The following is a 15,460-nucleotide window of genomic DNA, read 5'->3' on the forward strand; positions in this document are numbered from 1 at the left end:
AATAACATACCGGCCAGTATAATTATTCCAAGCTCTATTTGCGAAAGGTCCTTCAGCATGCGCAGCGCTTTCCTGCCCCTTGCTTTGCCTGTCAGCCTGATCTTCCTGTTGGCCGCTTGCGGCCATGAAGACGCGGCTCAGACCACCGTGCGCCCGGCCATGGTGGTGCAACCGCAGCCTTCGGCGCAGGCGATGGACAGCTACCCAGGTGAGGTGCGTGCCCGGTATGAGCCGGACCTGGCCTTTCGCATCGGCGGCAAAGTCAGCAAGCGCCTGGTGGAGGAGGGCGAGCGGGTCAAGGCCAACCAGCCGCTGGCCGAACTCGACCCCCAGGACGTGCGTCTACAATTGGAAGCCACCCGTGCCCAAGTGGCCGCCGCCGAGGCCAATCTGAGCCTGGTACGTGCGGAGCGGGATCGCTACAAGACCTTGATGGACCGTCAGATGGTCAGTCGGTCGCAGTACGACAATTCCGAAAACCTCTACCGAGCCGGTGAAGCACGCCTGAAGCAGATCAAGGCCGAGTTCGATGTGTCGAGCAATCAGGCCGGCTACGCCGTGTTGCGCGCGCCTCAGGACGGTGTGGTCGCCAAGCGTGCCGTAGAGGTGGGGCAAGTGGTCTCCGCTGGCCAGACGGTGTTCACCCTGGCCACCGATGGCGAGCGCGAAGTGTTGATCAGCCTGCCCGAGCAGGGCTTTGGCCGCTTCAAGATCGGCCAGCCGGTGTCGGTGGAGTTGTGGAGCCAGCCAGAGCAACGCTTCGCCGGGCGCATTCGTGAACTCTCTCCTGCCGCCGACCCCAAATCCCGCACCTTCGCCGCGCGCGTAGCCTTCACCGGCGGCAAAGTGCCCGCCGAACTGGGCCAAAGCGCACGGGTGTTCATCCAGGCCGACGGTGTCATTCCCCTATCGGTACCGCTGTCTGCCCTGAGTGCCGAGAACGGTGCGTCCTACGTTTGGCGTGTAAAACCGGACAACACCCTTGAACGCACCCCTGTACGCATTGGTGCGTTTGGCGAAAACACCGTGCCGGTACTCGAAGGCTTGGCCGCCACCGATTGGGTGGTGGCCGCAGGCGTGCATGTGCTCCATGAGGGCCAGTCAGTGCGTCCGGTGGATCGCTCCAACCGTGTAGTGAATCTGGCGGCCAAGGAGTAGTCCCCATGGGTTTCAATCTTTCCGAATGGGCGTTGCGTAATCGCCAGATCGTACTGTTCCTGATGATCCTGCTGGCCGTGGTTGGCACCTTGTCCTACACCAAGCTGGGGCAAAGCGAAGACCCGCCGTTTACCTTCAAAGCCATGGTGATCAAGACCAACTGGCCCGGGGCCACGGCCCAGGAGGTTTCGCGCCAGGTCACCGAACGCATCGAGAAAAAACTCATGGAGACCGGTGAGTACGAGCGCATCGTGTCGTTCTCGCGGCCCGGTGAATCCCAGGTCACCTTTATTGCCCGGGATTCGATGCGTTCGGCGCAGATTCCCGAGCTGTGGTACCAGGTGCGCAAGAAAATCAGCGACATTCGCCACACCTTGCCGCCGGATATCCAGGGGCCGTTTTTCAACGACGAGTTCGGCACCACCTTCGGCAATATCTACGCCCTGACTGGCGACGGCTTTGACTATGCGGTGCTCAAGGACTACGCCGACCGTATCCAGATCCAGCTGCAACGGGTGCCGGATGTAGGCAAGGTCGAGCTGCTCGGCTTGCAGGATGAGAAGATCTGGATCGAGCTGTCGAACCTCAAGCTCGCCACCCTCGGCTTGCCTTTGGCCGCGGTACAGCAGGCCTTGCAGGAACAAAATGCGGTGTCCACCGCCGGCTTCTTTGAAACCCCCACCGAGCGCGTGCAGCTGCGCGTTTCAGGCAACTTCAAGACGGTGGAGGAGATCCGCAACTTTCCGATCCGCGTGGGTGATCGCACCTTTCGCATCGGTGACGTCGCTGACATTCACCGAGGCTTCAACGACCCACCAGCACCGCGCATGCGTTACATGGGCGCCGATGCCATCGGCTTGGCCGTGGCCATGCGCGACGGTGGCGACATCCTCGTACTGGGCAAGGCACTTGAGGCTGAATTCGCACGCCTGCAAAAGAACCTTCCTGCCGGTATGGAACTGCGCAAAGTGTCGGATCAGCCGGCAGCGGTAAAGACCAGCGTCGGTGAATTCGTCCAGGTGCTGGCTGAAGCGTTGGCGATTGTTTTGCTGGTGAGCTTTTTCTCCCTCGGCGTGCGTACTGGCATGGTCGTCGCCCTGGCGATCCCGCTGGTACTGGCGATGACCTTTGCCACCATGTATTACCTGGGCATCGGCCTGCACAAGATTTCCCTTGGCGCCTTGGTCCTGGCTTTGGGCTTGCTGGTGGATGACGCGATCATCGCCGTGGAAATGATGGCGATCAAAATGGAGCAGGGCTACGACCGCCTCAAAGCCGCGAGTTTCGCCTGGACCAGCACCGCATTCCCCATGCTCACCGGCACCCTGATCACGGCGGCGGGCTTCTTGCCGATTGCCACCGCGCAATCGAGCACCGGCGAATACACCCGCTCGATCTTCCAGGTTGTGACCATCGCTCTGCTGGCCTCCTGGGTGGCGGCCGTGGTGTTTGTGCCGTACCTGGGGGAAAAACTCCTGCCCGACCTGGCGAAGATTCACGCCGCCAAACACGGCACCGACGGCCCGGACCCTTACGGCACACCCTTCTACCAGCGTGTAAGACGGTTGGTGGAGTGGTGCGTGCGGCGGCGTAAAACAGTGATTGTGCTGACCTTGCTGCTGTTTATCGGCTCGGTTGCGCTGTTTCGCTTCGTGCCGCAACAGTTCTTCCCGGCTTCCGGTCGCCTGGAGTTGATGGTCGACCTGAAACTGGCCGAAGGCGCTTCCCTGAGCAACACCGCCGAGCAGGTCAAGCGCCTGGAGGCGTTGCTCAAGGAGCATGCCGGCATCAACAACTATGTTGCCTATGCGGGCACCGGTTCGCCGCGGTTCTACCTGCCACTGGACCAGCAATTACCCGCTGCCAGCTTCGCCCAGTTCGTGGTGCTGGCTAACACCATCGAGGAGCGTGAAAGCCTGCGCACCTGGCTGATCGAAACCCTCAACGAGCAATTCCCCGAGCTGCGCTCGCGCGTGACGCGCCTGGAGAACGGCCCGCCCGTAGGCTACCCGGTGCAGTTTCGCGTAACCGGCGAGCACATCGAAGAGGTGCGCGCGCTGGCGCGCAAAGTGGCGGCCAAGGTTCGCGAAAACACCCATGTGGTCAATGTGCACCTGGACTGGGAAGAACCGAGCAAAATCGTGTACCTGAATATCGACCAGGACCGTGCACGTGCCCTGGGTGTGAGCACCGCCAACCTGTCGAAATTCTTGCAAAGTTCCCTGACCGGTTCCAGCGTCAGCCAGTACCGTGAGGACAACGAATTGATCGAGATCCTCCTGCGCGGCACCGTGCATGAGCGCAGTGAACTGTCGCGTCTGCCGAGCCTTGCCGTGCCCACCGACAATGGTAAAAGCGTGGCGCTGTCGCAGATTGCCACCCTTGAATATGGATTCGAAGAGGGGATTATCTGGCATCGCAACCGCTTGCCGACGGTGACCGTGCGGGCTGATATCTATGGCAAGGAACAGCCAGCGACTCTCGTGCAGCAGATCTTGCCGACGCTTGCCGATGTGCGTGCCGAACTGCCGGACGGCTACCTGTTGGAAGTGGGCGGTACGGTGGAAGATTCTGCCCGTGGGCAAAACTCGGTGAAGGCCGGCGTGCCGCTGTTTATCGTGGTAGTGCTGACCTTGCTGATGCTGCAACTGCGCAGCTTCTCGCGCACGGCGATGGTCTTTCTCACCGCGCCTTTGGGGCTGATCGGCGTTACCTTGTTCCTGCTGGTGTTCCGCCAACCCTTCGGTTTCGTCGCCATGCTCGGCACCATCGCGCTGTCGGGGATGATCATGCGTAACTCGGTGATTCTGGTGGACCAGATCGAACAAGACATCAAGGCTGGCCTGGCACCCTGGCAGGCAATTATCGAAGCCACGGTCCGACGCTTTCGCCCGATTGTGCTGACGGCGCTAGCGGCAGTACTGGCGATGATTCCGTTGTCACGCAGTGTGTTCTTCGGCCCCATGGCCGTAGCGATCATGGGCGGGTTGATTGTGGCAACGGCGTTGACGTTGTTGTTCTTGCCGGCGTTGTACGCGGCTTGGTTCAGGATCAGGAAGGACGTGGAGTAAATCTGTGACTGTTTTTTGGTGGGCCCAATGGGAACCTTTTTTTCAGGCTCACCACAGAGAGTTACCTGTTCGCAGGTACGTTATCCGGTGGTTTTTATCACCTGGATAACGTTTCCAGAACGTTCATAGAGGCGAAATAGATATGCTCCTACAAGCATTGGGTAACTTTTACTCTGGGATCGGCATGATGCTGGGCGGCGGTCAGATGGGCGGCGCTTGCGCCAAACATTCCCATAATGACTCCGTCAGTCGGCGTGAGCTTTCCGACGCGCTAAAATCGCTCCAATATGATCGTCCCCAGCCGACCAGTAATATTACGATTAACAACGCCAACGCCAACGCGAATAGCAACGCCAATACCAATACTCAAATCGGCCGTTGAATGAGCTGATTTTTGATATTCAGCCATTGCAAACACTCTGCATCCGCAGAGTGTTTGCAGCGTACGTTCAGTAAAGGGGGTTTAAAGCGCCCCAAACACCTTCTTGGCCAAGCTGGTGGCTGCCGCCGCCGGATTCTTGCGAATGGTTTCTTCCTGCTGCGCAATCATCTTGAACAAGCCATCCAGCGCTTGTTCGGTCACGTAGTTCTCAACGTTGGCGCTCTTGGCATCCAGCGCGCCAAAAGCTGCGGCCTTGCCGGCCAGGGCGTTGTACTGCTGGGCTACGCCAACCTTGTCGGTGGCTGCCTTGACGATGGGCAGGAACTTGGCGCGAATTTCTTCACGGCTGCTTTTGTTCAGGTACTGGGTGGCGGAGTCCTGGCCACCACTGAGAATGCCCTTGGCGTCGGTCACGCTCATGTTCTTCACGGCGTTGACCAGAATTGGCTGGGCCTGGGTCACGGCGGTTTCTGCGGCCTTGTTCATGCTGGTTTCCAGTTGCGTGACCTGGTCACCCATACCAAACATTTTCAGCTTGTCGGCGACTTTGCCGAGTTTGCCCGGCAGGCCGATCTTCACGTCCGGGTTGTTGCTGAAACCACCGGGCGTCCCGAGTTGTTTCACAGCAATCTGTGCACCTTGGGTCAAGGCATCCTTGAGGCCGCCGCTGGCGTCGCCCTGGGACAGGCTGCCCAGATCCAGGGCCATGGCGTTGGCGCCGAACAGCAAGCCAGCACACAGGGCGGTGAGGCGAAGAGATTTGCGGAGCATGGGCGCTTCCTTATGACGTGGGAATGATCAATGTGCGGCCGCATCTACCCGCAGGCGCAGCGGTTGTGGGTCCTGGCCGTTGAGTTGCACGGTGTGCCGCTCGGTGGTGATAAACAGTAGCTTGCCGTCCAGCTCGATGCGAGCGCTGACCGAATAGGTGTGGCCCGGTTTGACCTGGGCCGGGTCATAGCTCAGGTGAAACGGCAGCGGCACCTGGCCTTTGACCGGGCCTTTCTGTTCGGCGAGGGTCACGGCCGGGGCGTCCATCAGGGACACGTCCTGCAGGCTGACACTCAAGGTGGCAGCCGGCGGCAGGGCGATGCGTTGCAGGTAGAACACTTCGCCGTCCAGGCTGGCCTTCGGGGTTGGGGCCATCGAGTGGCAGGCTCCGAGCAGGGCGGTCAGGCCCAGGAGGATGAGTTTTTTCACGGTGCAGCTCCTTTTCAACGGCGCCGGAATCCGCCCGGCGCCTCGTTCAATCTAGCGGTTTTCTTCAGGGTTGACGGCAACCGGTTCGGCCGCGGCCTCGGTTGCGCCGTCCACGCGGTGCAAGGCCACCTGGCGGATCGACAGGCGAATATCCGCGGGCAATACGCGTTTGGCCGCGCCTTCGGCCAGTTCGCCGAGCAGGTCGTGATAGCCCAGCTTGCCAGCTTCATCGCGACGTAGCACATCTTGCTCCAGCAACGTCTGGATGAAATGTCGGAAAAGGCTCTTGTCGAAGAATTCCGGAGCGTTGAGGCCGTGCAGGATCGACAGGCGCTGGGCCATGATCGTGCACAGGTCTTCCAGCTCTTCGGCGCTGATACTGTTCTGGCCGCTGTTGAGCAGCAACGAGATCGCCATGTAGAAGCGTTGCAGGGTCTGGGCGATGCTCTTGGACAGCAGCGTCAGCAGCACAAAGTGCCGCGAACTCGGCGCCGGGCGCAGGTACACGGCGTTTTCGAAGCGCAGCAGGCCTTGTTCAACGAACGCGTCCAGCCATTGGTCGACCACGCTGTCCAAGTCTTCCAGCGACCAGCGGATAAACAGCTCCGATTGCAGGTATGGGTAAAGCGCGTGGGTGTAGCGCAGGATCTGCTCGCGGCTCATGCGCGAACTGCTCTGGAAGAAGCTCGCCAGCAACGCTGGCAGGGCGAAGATGTGCAGCACGTTGTTGCGGTAGTAGGTCATCAGGACGGCATTCTGCTCATCCAGATAAACGATTTTACCCAGGGCATCGCTCTGCTCCGACAACAGGTTCATGTCCTTGACGTGCTTGATCAGCGCCAGGCCATCGCCTTCCGGCAGGGTGGTGTGGGGCGAGTAGGGCACGCGGCGCAACAGCGCCAGGTACAGGTCCAACTGGCGGGCCATGGCTTGTTCATCCAGGGCCAGGCGGGTGGTAGATAGCAGCGCCAGCGCCACCAGGTTCACCGGGTTCACCGCAGCGGCTTCGTTCAAGTGGCGCGCCACCTGTTCGCCGAGGCGATTGGTGGTCTCGTTGAGCCAGGCCGGTTTGTAGTTCGGCCCCAGTTCCTGGGCGCGCCAGTCCGGTTGTTCGGCGTCGAGGAATTCTGCCAGTTTGATCGGCTCGCCGAAGTTGACTGCCACTTGGCCGAAGCGTTGCTTGAGCGCGCCGACCACTTTGAAGATGTCGAAGATCGACTCTTTCTTTTTGCTCGCGCCACGCAGTTCGCCCAGGTAAGTGCGGCCTTCAAGCACGCGCTCATAACCGATATACACCGGTACGAACACGATGGGCATGCGCGAGGAGCGCAGGAAGCTGCGTAGGGTGATCGCCAGCATGCCGGTTTTCGGTTGCAGCATGCGCCCGGTGCGCGAGCGGCCGCCTTCGACGAAGTACTCCACCGGGAAGCCCTTGGTAAACAGGGTATGCAGGTATTCGTTGAACACCGAGGTGTACAGCGGGTTGCCCTTGAAAGTGCGGCGCATGAAAAACGCACCGCCACGGCGCAGCAGGCTGCCGATCACCGGCATGTTGAGGTTGATGCCGGCGGCGATGTGCGGCGGGGTCAGGCCGTTCTTGAACAGCAGGTAGGACAGCAGCAGGTAGTCGATGTGGCTGCGGTGGCAAGGCACGTAGATCACCTCGTAGCCCTGGGCCACCTGTTGCACGCCTTCGATGTTATTGACCTTGATGCCGTCGTAGATCTTGTTCCAGAACCAGCTCAATACCACTTCCAGGAAGCGGATCGCGGTGTAGGTGTAGTCCGAGGCAATTTCGTTGCCATAGCGCAGGGCCAGCGCCTTGGCTTTTTCCGGGGCGATCTTTTCGCGTTCGGCTTCATCCGCAATGGCTTGGCGCACCAGCGGCATGTTGACCAGGCCCTTGACCAGATTACGCCGGTGGGACAGGTCGGGGCCGATCACCGCCGTCTTCAGGTTACGAAAGTGCACACGCAGGATGCGCTGGGCCATGCGCACGGTACGTTCGTGGCCTTTATTGTGCTCGATCAATTCACGCAGGTTGATAGGCGCGGAGAATTGCACGCGGGTCTTGCGCCCCAGGATCAGGATGCTCAACAGCCGGCGTAGACGCCCAGTGACCGCCCAGCTGTCGGCGAATAACAACTTCCACGGGCTGGACTCGCTTTCGGGGGATTGGCCCCAGAACACGCTGACCGGAATGATTTGTGCATTCTCTTCGGCGTGTTCGGTGAGGGTGTTGACCAAGCGCGTCAGAGTTGGGGGCGCGCCGCGCTTGTCTTGGCGGCCGAGCCAATCCGGGTCTGGCGTGAGGTAGAAGAACGCCGCGGGCTCCATCAACGGCCCCACCGATACCGGCAGCACCGGGCGCGGCAGTCCAGCCTTGGTGCACTCGGCATCGACCACCGCCAACTCGGTGAGGGAAGGTGATTGCAGGACGTAGAAAACCGGCCGGCTGCGGTCCAGGTTAAGGGTGAGGGACGACTGGTTGATCGTCTCTGAGCGAACCCAGAGGTACAACAGTCGGCGCAAGGTGCCAAACACCAGACGGCGGAACGGGGAGCGGGTCATAGGCGAACTGCTTCAAGTGGAAAAAACCGAGCAGGCGCTCGGGCGGGTAGTGTGCCGTATTCGCCGAAAATCGGCAAAAAAGCAGCGATGTAAAGTTGAGTTGATGGTTTTTGAGCCTGTCTTATACTCGGCAGTTCAATGCGAGCGACTCAACAATAAAAAAACCAGTGGGAGTGAACAGATGACAACGCGTGAAACCGGCAATGTGAAGTGGTTCAACGATGCAAAGGGCTACGGCTTTATCCAGCGTGAAGATGGCAAGGATGTGTTTGTGCACTACCGCGCCATTCGCGGTGAAGGCCACCGCTCGTTGGCCGAGGGCCAGCAGGTGGAGTACGCCGTGGTGACCGGCGAGAAGGGCTTGCAGGCGGAGGATGTGGTGGGCCTGTAACCACTTTGTTTTGCTAACCCAATCAACTGTGGGAGCTGGCTTGCCTGCGAAGGCATCACTGTGGTCTGACTGATAGACCAAGGTGTCTGCATCGCAGGCAAGCCAGCTCCCACATTGATTGGGTTAGCAATCCGCTGTCAGGCGGTTTTCCACGTGATCTCTTCTTCACCGTCTGCGCTGATGCGAATCCAGCGATCAGCGCTTTCTTCACCCTCTTCTTCAACCCAGGTGCCCGGCGCGCAGCGCACTTCAACATTCAGCGCGGCAAACGCGGCGCGGGCGCAGGCGATGTCGTCGTCCCACGGGGTCTGGTCGCTTTCAAGGTACAGGCTGTTCCATTTGCCCACCGCCTTGGGCAGCCAGGTCACCGGCACGCTGCCGGCCTTGCACTTGTAGGTCTGGCCTTTCTGGACCCAGTCGGTGCACGGGCCCAGGGCGGCGCCCAGCCAGGCGGCGATGGCCTTGTGATCGACGTCGGCGTCCTTCAGGTAAATCTCAATATCGGGTTGGCGCATGGATGTTCCTCGTTGCGGGATTCGAAAATCCATTCGCGGATGGGTAAAAATCGGTCATTGAAGCACGAAATAATCGTAGCGCATCGACACCGTGACCTGCAGCGGCTCAGCCGCCTCGATCACCTCGTGGCGGCGCTCGGCACTGGCCCGCCAGCCGTGGGGCGTCATCGCCAGCAGGTTGGCGCGGTCCTTGGGTTCGGCCAGGCTCAGGGTGAATTCCAGGGTTTCACTGTGCGCCAGGTGCATGCCATCCGGCACCAGGGCCAGGTGTTTGTCATCGGTGTATTCACGCACTTCGTCGTACAGGCGCTCGCGCAGTTCCATCAAGTGGCCGCGGGTGGGGCCGACTTTCATCAAGCCGCCGCCGGGGCTGAGCAGGCGCTTGGCCTCTTGCCAGTCCAACGGGCTGAACACGCTGGCGAGGAACTGGCAGCTGGCGTCGGCCAATGGCACGCGGGCCATGCTGGCGATCAACCAGGTCAGCGCCGGGTTGCGTTTGCACGCGCGCTTGACCGCCTCTTTGGAGATATCCAGCGCGTAGCCATCGGCATTGGGCAGGGCCTGGGCGATTTGCGCGGTGTAGTAACCCTCGCCACAGCCAATGTCCACCCAGCGCTGCGGTGCACGCTCGGCGGCCAGTTCGGCCAGGCGCTTGGCCACCGGGGCGTAGTGCCCAGCGTTGAGGAAGTCGCGGCGCGCTTCGACCATGGCCAGGTTGTCGCCCGGGTCGCGGCTGTTCTTGTGCTGCACCGGCAACAGGTTCAGGTAACCCTGGCGTGCGCGGTCGAAGCGGTGCCCGGCCGGGCACGCCACGCCATTGTCCAAGGTATTGAGCGGTGCGCTGCAAATGGGGCAGGCAAGCATCAGGCGAGCAACTTGATCAGGGTCTGGTAGTAGATTTCGGTCAGCACATCGAGGTCGCTGGCCAGGATGCGTTCGTTGACCTGGTGGATCGTCGCGTTGACCGGCCCCAGTTCGACCACCTGGGTGCCCAGCGTCGCAATGAAGCGCCCATCGGAGGTGCCGCCGCTGGTGGATGCCTTGGTCTCACGCCCGGTGATCGCCAGAATGCTGGCCGACACCGCATCGAGCAGAGCGCCCGGCTCGGTGAGGAACGGCAGGCCCGACAGCGCCCACTCCACATGCCAGTCCAGGCCATGCTTGTCGAGAATGGCCGCGACCCGTTGCTGCAGGCCCTCGACGGTGGACTCGGTGGAAAAACGGAAGTTGAACACCGCCGTCAGGTCACCCGGGATCACGTTGGTGGCGCCGGTACCCGAGTTGAGGTTGGAAATCTGGAAGCTGGTCGGCGGAAAGAAGGTGTTGCCGTCATCCCAATGTTCGGCGGCGAGTTCGGCCAGGGCCGGTGCGGCCAGGTGGATCGGGTTCTTCGCCAGGTGCGGGTAAGCCACGTGGCCTTGTACACCGCGCACGGTCAAGGTGGCACCGAGGGAGCCACGGCGCCCGTTCTTGACCACGTCACCCACCAGGCTGGTGCTCGACGGCTCGCCGACGATGCACCAGTCCAGGCGCTCCTTGCGTGCGGCCAGGCGTTCGATCACGGCCTTGGTGCCATGGTGCGCCGGGCCTTCTTCGTCGCTGGTGATCAGGAAGGCGACCGAACCCTTGTGGTCCGGGTAGTCCGTGACGAAACGTTCCGCTGCCACCAGCATCGCCGCCAGGCTGCCTTTCATGTCGGCCGCGCCACGGCCGCAGAGCATGCCGTTTTCATCGATCAGCGCGTCGAACGGGTCGTTCTGCCAGGCCTGCACCGGGCCGGTCGGCACCACGTCGGTGTGACCGGCAAAGCACAGCACCGGACCTTCATGCTTGCCATGGGTGGCCCAGAAATTGTCCACGTCGAAGATGCGCATCGGTTCAAGCGCAAAACCGGCGTCGCCCAGGCGCTGCATCATCAGCTTCTGGCAATCGGCATCGACCGGCGTGACCGACGGGCGACGGATCAGGTCGATGGCAAGTTGAAGGGTCGGCGAAAGGTCGGCATGGGCCGTCATGGGGGGAACTCCGGAAAGCGTGTGATGGGGCGCAGGACGAATGTGGAAATACAGAGCCTGGAGCGACGCAACTCCAATGTGGGGGCTGGCTTGCCTGCGATAGCATCGCTGCGGTGTGCCTGTCAGACCGCGGCGTCTGTATCGCAGGCAAGCCAGCTCCCACATAGAATTGGGCCAGGCCAAGCCTCACAAAAGGGCCGTTATCTTATAGCAAAACGGCGGCCAAGGGCCGCCGTTTAGTGCATTGCGTCACTTTTTACGCCGCCGGTGCGGGCTCGGGCGCCGCCGAAGGTTTGGGCAGCGACGATAAGAACGCCATGATCAGCGCCGCCACATAGGGCAGCGACTGCACCAGCAACATCACCACCCAGAAGCGCATGTCGTTGCTCGGCAGGCCTTGCACCAGGTAGATCCCCAGCGCCGCGCCCCACAGCAGCAGCATGATGAACATTTCTTCGCGGGCTTCGGAAATGGCCACCCAGAAGCCGTGGTTATCGGCGTTTTTCGGCGTGCGAAAGAACGGAATGCTGGTGGTGAAGAAACCATACAGCACCGCCTTGGCGATGGTATGGGACAACGCCAAACCGGCCAGGGCCGCGCAGAACGCATCTTTCAAGTTCACGCCTACCGCACGACGGTAGAGGAAGATGATCTTGCCGACCTTGAACACGAACAACGCCAACGGCGGGATCGCGAAAATCAGCAATGGCGGGTCGACCCGAGTCGGCACGATGATCATCGCCGCAGACCACAACAGGGCGCCGACGGTAAAGAAGATGTTCATACCATCGGCCACCCACGGCAACCAGCCCGCGAGGAAGTGGTAGCGCTGACCGCGGGTCAGCTCGGTGTCCTTGCCACGTATCAGGCTGGCGGTGTGGCGCTTGATGATCTGGATCGCGCCATAGGCCCAGCGGAAACGCTGTTTCTTGAAGTCGATAAAGGTATCCGGCATCAAACCCTTGCCGTAGCTGTCGTGGTAGTACGCCGCCGACAAGCCTTTCTCGAACACACGCAGGCCCAGTTCGGCGTCTTCACAGATGCACCAGTCGGCCCAGCCCAGCTCTTCGAGCACCGAGCGGCGGGTCATGGTCATGGTGCCGTGCTGGATGATCGCGTCGCGGTCGTTACGGGTGACCATACCGATATGGAAGAAGCCCTTGTATTCGGCGTAGCAGAGCTTCTTGAAGGTGCTTTCGTTCTGGTCGCGGTAATCCTGGGGCGACTGCACCACGGCGATTTTCGGGTCGGCGAAGTGCGGCACCATGTGCTTGAGCCAGTTGGGCGATACGCAGTAGTCCGAGTCGATCACCGCGATCACTTCGGCATCCTTGGCGGTGTGCGGGATCAGGTAGTTCAGCGCGCCGCCCTTGAAACCGGCCAGGGGCGCGACGTGGAAGAACTTGAAGCGCGGGCCCAGGGTTTCGCAGTAATCGCGCACCGGCTCCCACACCGCCGGGTCCTTGGTGTTGTTGTCGATGATCAGGACTTCGTAGTCCGGATAATCGAGGGCGGCCAGGGCGTCGAGGGTCTGTTTGACCATTTCCGGTGGCTCGTTGTAGCACGGCACGTGGATCGACACCTTCGGGCGGTAGTCCGAGTCGCCTTCCACGGGCAGGAATTCACGCCGGCGCTTGTGAGTCCACACTGCTTCTGCCAGTTCGTGGGCTTCGGTCAGCAACACGATAAACACACCCAGGGCGCCGAGCGCGAGCAACACGCCAACGGTCACGCTGAACCAGGTGCTGTATTGCTGGCTATAGTCGTAGCCGATCCACACCAGCACCGACCCGCAAAGGAACGCAATAAAGGTCAGGAAGGTACGGCCACGCTGGCGCAGGGCCGAGCCGTCGATCATCAACAGGGTCAGGGACAGCAGCGCAAGCACCACCGAACCGATGGCCAGTACCCGCCATTGCGGAATCGCCACCACCGGGCCATCAAAGTTGAATTTCTGCTGGCGCGCGGCGTTGAACACGCCCCAATACGCGCCCGCCGAGCCTTCGTCGCTGACCTTCCACGGCTGGTCGAAGGCTTCGATCACGAAGTAGTTGTAACCCTGGCGGTTGAGCTTGTTCACCAGCGTACGCAGGTAAATGGCCTGGTCTGCCGGCGATGATTCATTGCCACCGCGCATACGGCCATTACTCGGCCAGCCCACTTCCGACAGCAGCAGTGGCTTTTTCGGGAAGGCTTTCTTCAAATCCTTGGCGCGGTCGAGGACGTACTGGCCGGCCTTGTCCATCGGGATGTATTCCCAGAACGGCAGGATGTGCGCGGCGATCAGGTCGACGTGCTTGGCCAGTTGCGGGTTCTTTTCCCAGATGTGCCATTGCTCGGAGGTGGTCACCGGCACTTTCACGGCGGCGCGCACACGGTCGAGCAGCACGATCAGGGCTTCAGGGGTGATTTCTTCCCGAAACAACGCTTCGTTACCCACCACTACGCGTACGACACTGCGCGAGGTGTTGGCGATCTCGATAGCGCGCTGGATCTCCCGCTCGTTACGTTCCAAGTCCGGGCTGATCCAGATCCCCAGGGTCACGCGCAGGCCGAACTCTTCGGCCAGCTTGGGAATATCCCCCAGGGGGCCGTCCACCGAGTAGGTACGGATGTTGTCCGTCAGCTTGCTCATGATCGCAAGGTCCTGACGCATCTGTTCGTCGGTAGGGTACTGGTCTTTCTGCGGATACTGGCCCTGCTGGAACGGCGAGTAGGAAAAACCGGAGATCTGATCGGGCCAGTTGGGAGCGGTGACCGGGCGGTTGATCAGCGCCCAGAAACCGGTGAACAGCGCGGCAATTGCCAGCACCACCACCAGGTTGAGTCCAAATTTACGCGATGCCATGGTTATGTCGGGTTCCAAAGGGTGCGGAACGAAAGAGGTGTCGGCCTACGCCGAACGGCGCGCATCCTACACCGGCCCTTCCCTGAGCGTACAGCAGACAGAGAAAAGCCGGACGTTAGTCTGCGAAAGTCCGCTTAAGTTCTTTACTTGTAGCTGCAAGCGTCGAACTTGTCGCGGCGTAGCCCTATAATGCGCGCCGGTTTTTGGGGTAATGATGATGAGTACAGAAGATCCGCGGTTTGCAGGCGTCGCCCGCTTGTACGGCCTTGAGGGCCTGGAACGCTTGAAAGCCGCCCATGTGGCGATTGTCGGCGTCGGCGGCGTAGGTTCCTGGGCGGCGGAAGCGATTGCCCGTTGTGGGGTGGGCGAGATTTCGCTGTTTGACCTGGACGATGTCTGCGTCAGCAACAGCAACCGCCAATTGCATGCCCTGGACAGCACCGTGGGCAAGCCCAAGGTCGAAGTGATGGCCGAACGCCTGCGCGGTATCAATCCCGATTGCACCGTGCACGCGGTGGCAGACTTCGTCACCCGCGATACCATGGCCGAGTACATCACTCCGACGATCGACTGTGTGATCGACTGCATCGACGCGGTCAACGCCAAGGCGGCGCTGATTGCCTGGTGCAAGCGCCGCAAGATCCAGATCATCACCACCGGCGGTGCCGGTGGGCAGATTGACCCCACGCTGATCCAGGTGTGCGACCTGAACCGCACGTTCAATGACCCGCTGGCCTCGAAAGTGCGCTCTACCTTGCGCCGCGATTATGGCTTCTCGCGCACTGTGACCCGCCATTACAGCGTGCCGTGCGTGTTTTCCACCGAGCAACTGCGCTATCCCAAGCCTGATGGCAGCATCTGTTTGCAGAAGAGTTTTGTCGGCGATGGCGTGAAGCTGGACTGCGCCGGAGGGTTTGGCGCGGTGATGATGGTCACGGCCACGTTCGGCATGGTAGCGGCCACCAAGGCGGTGGATAAGATTGTGGCGGGGGTGCGCCGTCCCTCAGAGCGCATCAAGCGCACCTAGATCTCACCACCCGACAGAGATTCAAACTGTGGGAGCTTGCTCCCGTGACGGCCTGACAGCCGACGCTGATCTCACTGACGCACCTCGATCCAAATGTGGGAGCTGGCTTGCCTGCGATGAAGCCCTGCCAGCCGACGGCAATCTACCTGACACCCCACGATCTCAATGTGGGAGCGGGCTTGCTCGCGAAGGCGCCTTGGCAGTCAACACAGTTGGATTGTGTACATATCCATTGCTGCGGTAACGGCTACTTAGGGTTCCGCTCTGACAGCGGGTCACTTT

12 protein-coding genes are annotated in these 15,460 nt (G+C 61.0%); 5 read left to right on the forward strand and 7 right to left on the reverse strand.

Annotation, left to right across the window (positions count from 1 at the left end):
* Positions 1–57: 57 nt before the first annotated feature.
* The 3 genes from E1K68_RS07040 (at position 58) to E1K68_RS07050 (ending at position 4,611) form a co-directional block, all read left to right on the forward strand.
* Positions 58–1,158, forward strand: a complete 1,101-nt coding sequence (locus E1K68_RS07040; RefSeq protein WP_034134902.1) for an efflux RND transporter periplasmic adaptor subunit — start codon at positions 58–60, stop codon at positions 1,156–1,158.
* A gap of 5 nt (positions 1,159–1,163) precedes the next feature.
* Positions 1,164–4,229 (forward strand): efflux RND transporter permease subunit, encoded by a 3,066-nt coding sequence (locus tag E1K68_RS07045; RefSeq protein WP_169855399.1) that lies wholly within the window; start codon positions 1,164–1,166, stop codon positions 4,227–4,229.
* 142 nt (positions 4,230–4,371) lie between these two features.
* Positions 4,372–4,611 (forward strand): hypothetical protein, encoded by a 240-nt coding sequence (locus E1K68_RS07050; RefSeq protein ID WP_034134904.1) that lies wholly within the window; start codon positions 4,372–4,374, stop codon positions 4,609–4,611.
* 81 nt (positions 4,612–4,692) lie between these two features.
* Here E1K68_RS07050 and E1K68_RS07055 read toward each other — a convergent pair whose 3' ends face one another.
* The 3 genes from E1K68_RS07055 to plsB are packed head-to-tail and all read right to left on the reverse strand — an operon-like array spanning position 4,693 to position 8,382.
* A complete protein-coding gene (locus tag E1K68_RS07055) occupies positions 4,693–5,382 on the reverse strand; it encodes a DUF4197 domain-containing protein (RefSeq protein ID WP_212613906.1) in 690 nt (229 codons plus the stop codon).
* 27 nt (positions 5,383–5,409) lie between these two features.
* A complete protein-coding gene (locus tag E1K68_RS07060) occupies positions 5,410–5,811 on the reverse strand; it encodes a YbaY family lipoprotein (RefSeq protein ID WP_003189126.1) in 402 nt (133 codons plus the stop codon).
* Positions 5,812–5,862: 51 nt separating this feature from the next.
* Positions 5,863–8,382, reverse strand: a complete 2,520-nt coding sequence (gene plsB / locus E1K68_RS07065; protein ID WP_003189128.1) for a glycerol-3-phosphate 1-O-acyltransferase PlsB — start codon at positions 8,380–8,382, stop codon at positions 5,863–5,865.
* 181 nt (positions 8,383–8,563) lie between these two features.
* On the opposite strand from plsB, the gene E1K68_RS07070 reads away from it, so the two are divergent.
* Positions 8,564–8,773, forward strand: coding sequence for a cold-shock protein (locus tag E1K68_RS07070; protein WP_003189131.1), 210 nt, complete (start codon positions 8,564–8,566; stop codon positions 8,771–8,773).
* A gap of 137 nt (positions 8,774–8,910) precedes the next feature.
* On the opposite strand, the gene E1K68_RS07075 is transcribed toward E1K68_RS07070, so the two are convergent.
* The 4 genes from E1K68_RS07075 to E1K68_RS07090 all read right to left on the reverse strand — a co-directional run bounded on the left by E1K68_RS07075 (position 8,911) and on the right by E1K68_RS07090 (position 14,151).
* Positions 8,911–9,288, reverse strand: a complete 378-nt coding sequence (locus tag E1K68_RS07075; protein ID WP_034134906.1) for a hypothetical protein — start codon at positions 9,286–9,288, stop codon at positions 8,911–8,913.
* 54 nt (positions 9,289–9,342) lie between these two features.
* Positions 9,343–10,152: a putative RNA methyltransferase gene (locus E1K68_RS07080; protein ID WP_169912428.1), complete on the reverse strand. Its 810-nt coding sequence runs from the start codon at positions 10,150–10,152 to the stop codon at positions 9,343–9,345.
* Positions 10,152–11,303 carry a succinyl-diaminopimelate desuccinylase gene (gene dapE / locus E1K68_RS07085; protein WP_003189136.1) on the reverse strand — a complete coding sequence of 384 codons (1,152 nt, stop codon included), beginning with the start codon at positions 11,301–11,303 and terminating at the stop codon, positions 10,152–10,154. The genes E1K68_RS07080 and dapE overlap by 1 nt, the downstream gene beginning before the upstream one ends.
* 256 nt (positions 11,304–11,559) lie before the next feature.
* Positions 11,560–14,151 (reverse strand): glycosyltransferase, encoded by a 2,592-nt coding sequence (locus tag E1K68_RS07090; RefSeq protein ID WP_212613907.1) that lies wholly within the window; start codon positions 14,149–14,151, stop codon positions 11,560–11,562.
* A gap of 211 nt (positions 14,152–14,362) precedes the next feature.
* On the opposite strand from E1K68_RS07090, the gene tcdA reads away from it, so the two are divergent.
* The gene (gene tcdA, locus E1K68_RS07095; RefSeq protein ID WP_212613908.1) at positions 14,363–15,178 is read left to right on the forward strand and encodes a tRNA cyclic N6-threonylcarbamoyladenosine(37) synthase TcdA; all 816 of its coding nucleotides are present in this window, start codon (positions 14,363–14,365) and stop codon (positions 15,176–15,178) included.
* Positions 15,179–15,460 lie beyond the last annotated feature (282 nt).

Origin of the sequence: Pseudomonas sp. B2021, from assembly GCF_018135665.1 — a bacterium.
In the GTDB taxonomy this organism is placed as follows: domain Bacteria; phylum Pseudomonadota; class Gammaproteobacteria; order Pseudomonadales; family Pseudomonadaceae; genus Aquipseudomonas; species Aquipseudomonas lactis.

Bases quoted from the DNA above. Each gene is read 5' to 3' on its own strand.
- E1K68_RS07040 (WP_034134902.1), top strand. From the start codon at position 58: ATGCGCAGCGCTTTCCTGCCCCTTGCTTTGCCTGTCAGCCTGATCTTC.
- E1K68_RS07045 (WP_169855399.1), top strand. From the start codon at position 1,164: ATGGGTTTCAATCTTTCCGAATGGGCGTTGCGTAATCGCCAGATCGTA.
- E1K68_RS07050 (WP_034134904.1), top strand. From the start codon at position 4,372: ATGCTCCTACAAGCATTGGGTAACTTTTACTCTGGGATCGGCATGATG.
- E1K68_RS07055 (WP_212613906.1), bottom strand. From the start codon at position 5,382: ATGCTCCGCAAATCTCTTCGCCTCACCGCCCTGTGTGCTGGCTTGCTG.
- plsB (WP_003189128.1), bottom strand. From the start codon at position 8,382: ATGACCCGCTCCCCGTTCCGCCGTCTGGTGTTTGGCACCTTGCGCCGA.
- E1K68_RS07070 (WP_003189131.1), top strand. From the start codon at position 8,564: ATGACAACGCGTGAAACCGGCAATGTGAAGTGGTTCAACGATGCAAAG.
- E1K68_RS07075 (WP_034134906.1), bottom strand. From the start codon at position 9,288: ATGCGCCAACCCGATATTGAGATTTACCTGAAGGACGCCGACGTCGAT.
- E1K68_RS07080 (WP_169912428.1), bottom strand. From the start codon at position 10,152: ATGCTTGCCTGCCCCATTTGCAGCGCACCGCTCAATACCTTGGACAAT.
- dapE (WP_003189136.1), bottom strand. From the start codon at position 11,303: ATGACGGCCCATGCCGACCTTTCGCCGACCCTTCAACTTGCCATCGAC.
- E1K68_RS07090 (WP_212613907.1), bottom strand. From the start codon at position 14,151: ATGGCATCGCGTAAATTTGGACTCAACCTGGTGGTGGTGCTGGCAATT.
- tcdA (WP_212613908.1), top strand. From the start codon at position 14,363: ATGATGATGAGTACAGAAGATCCGCGGTTTGCAGGCGTCGCCCGCTTG.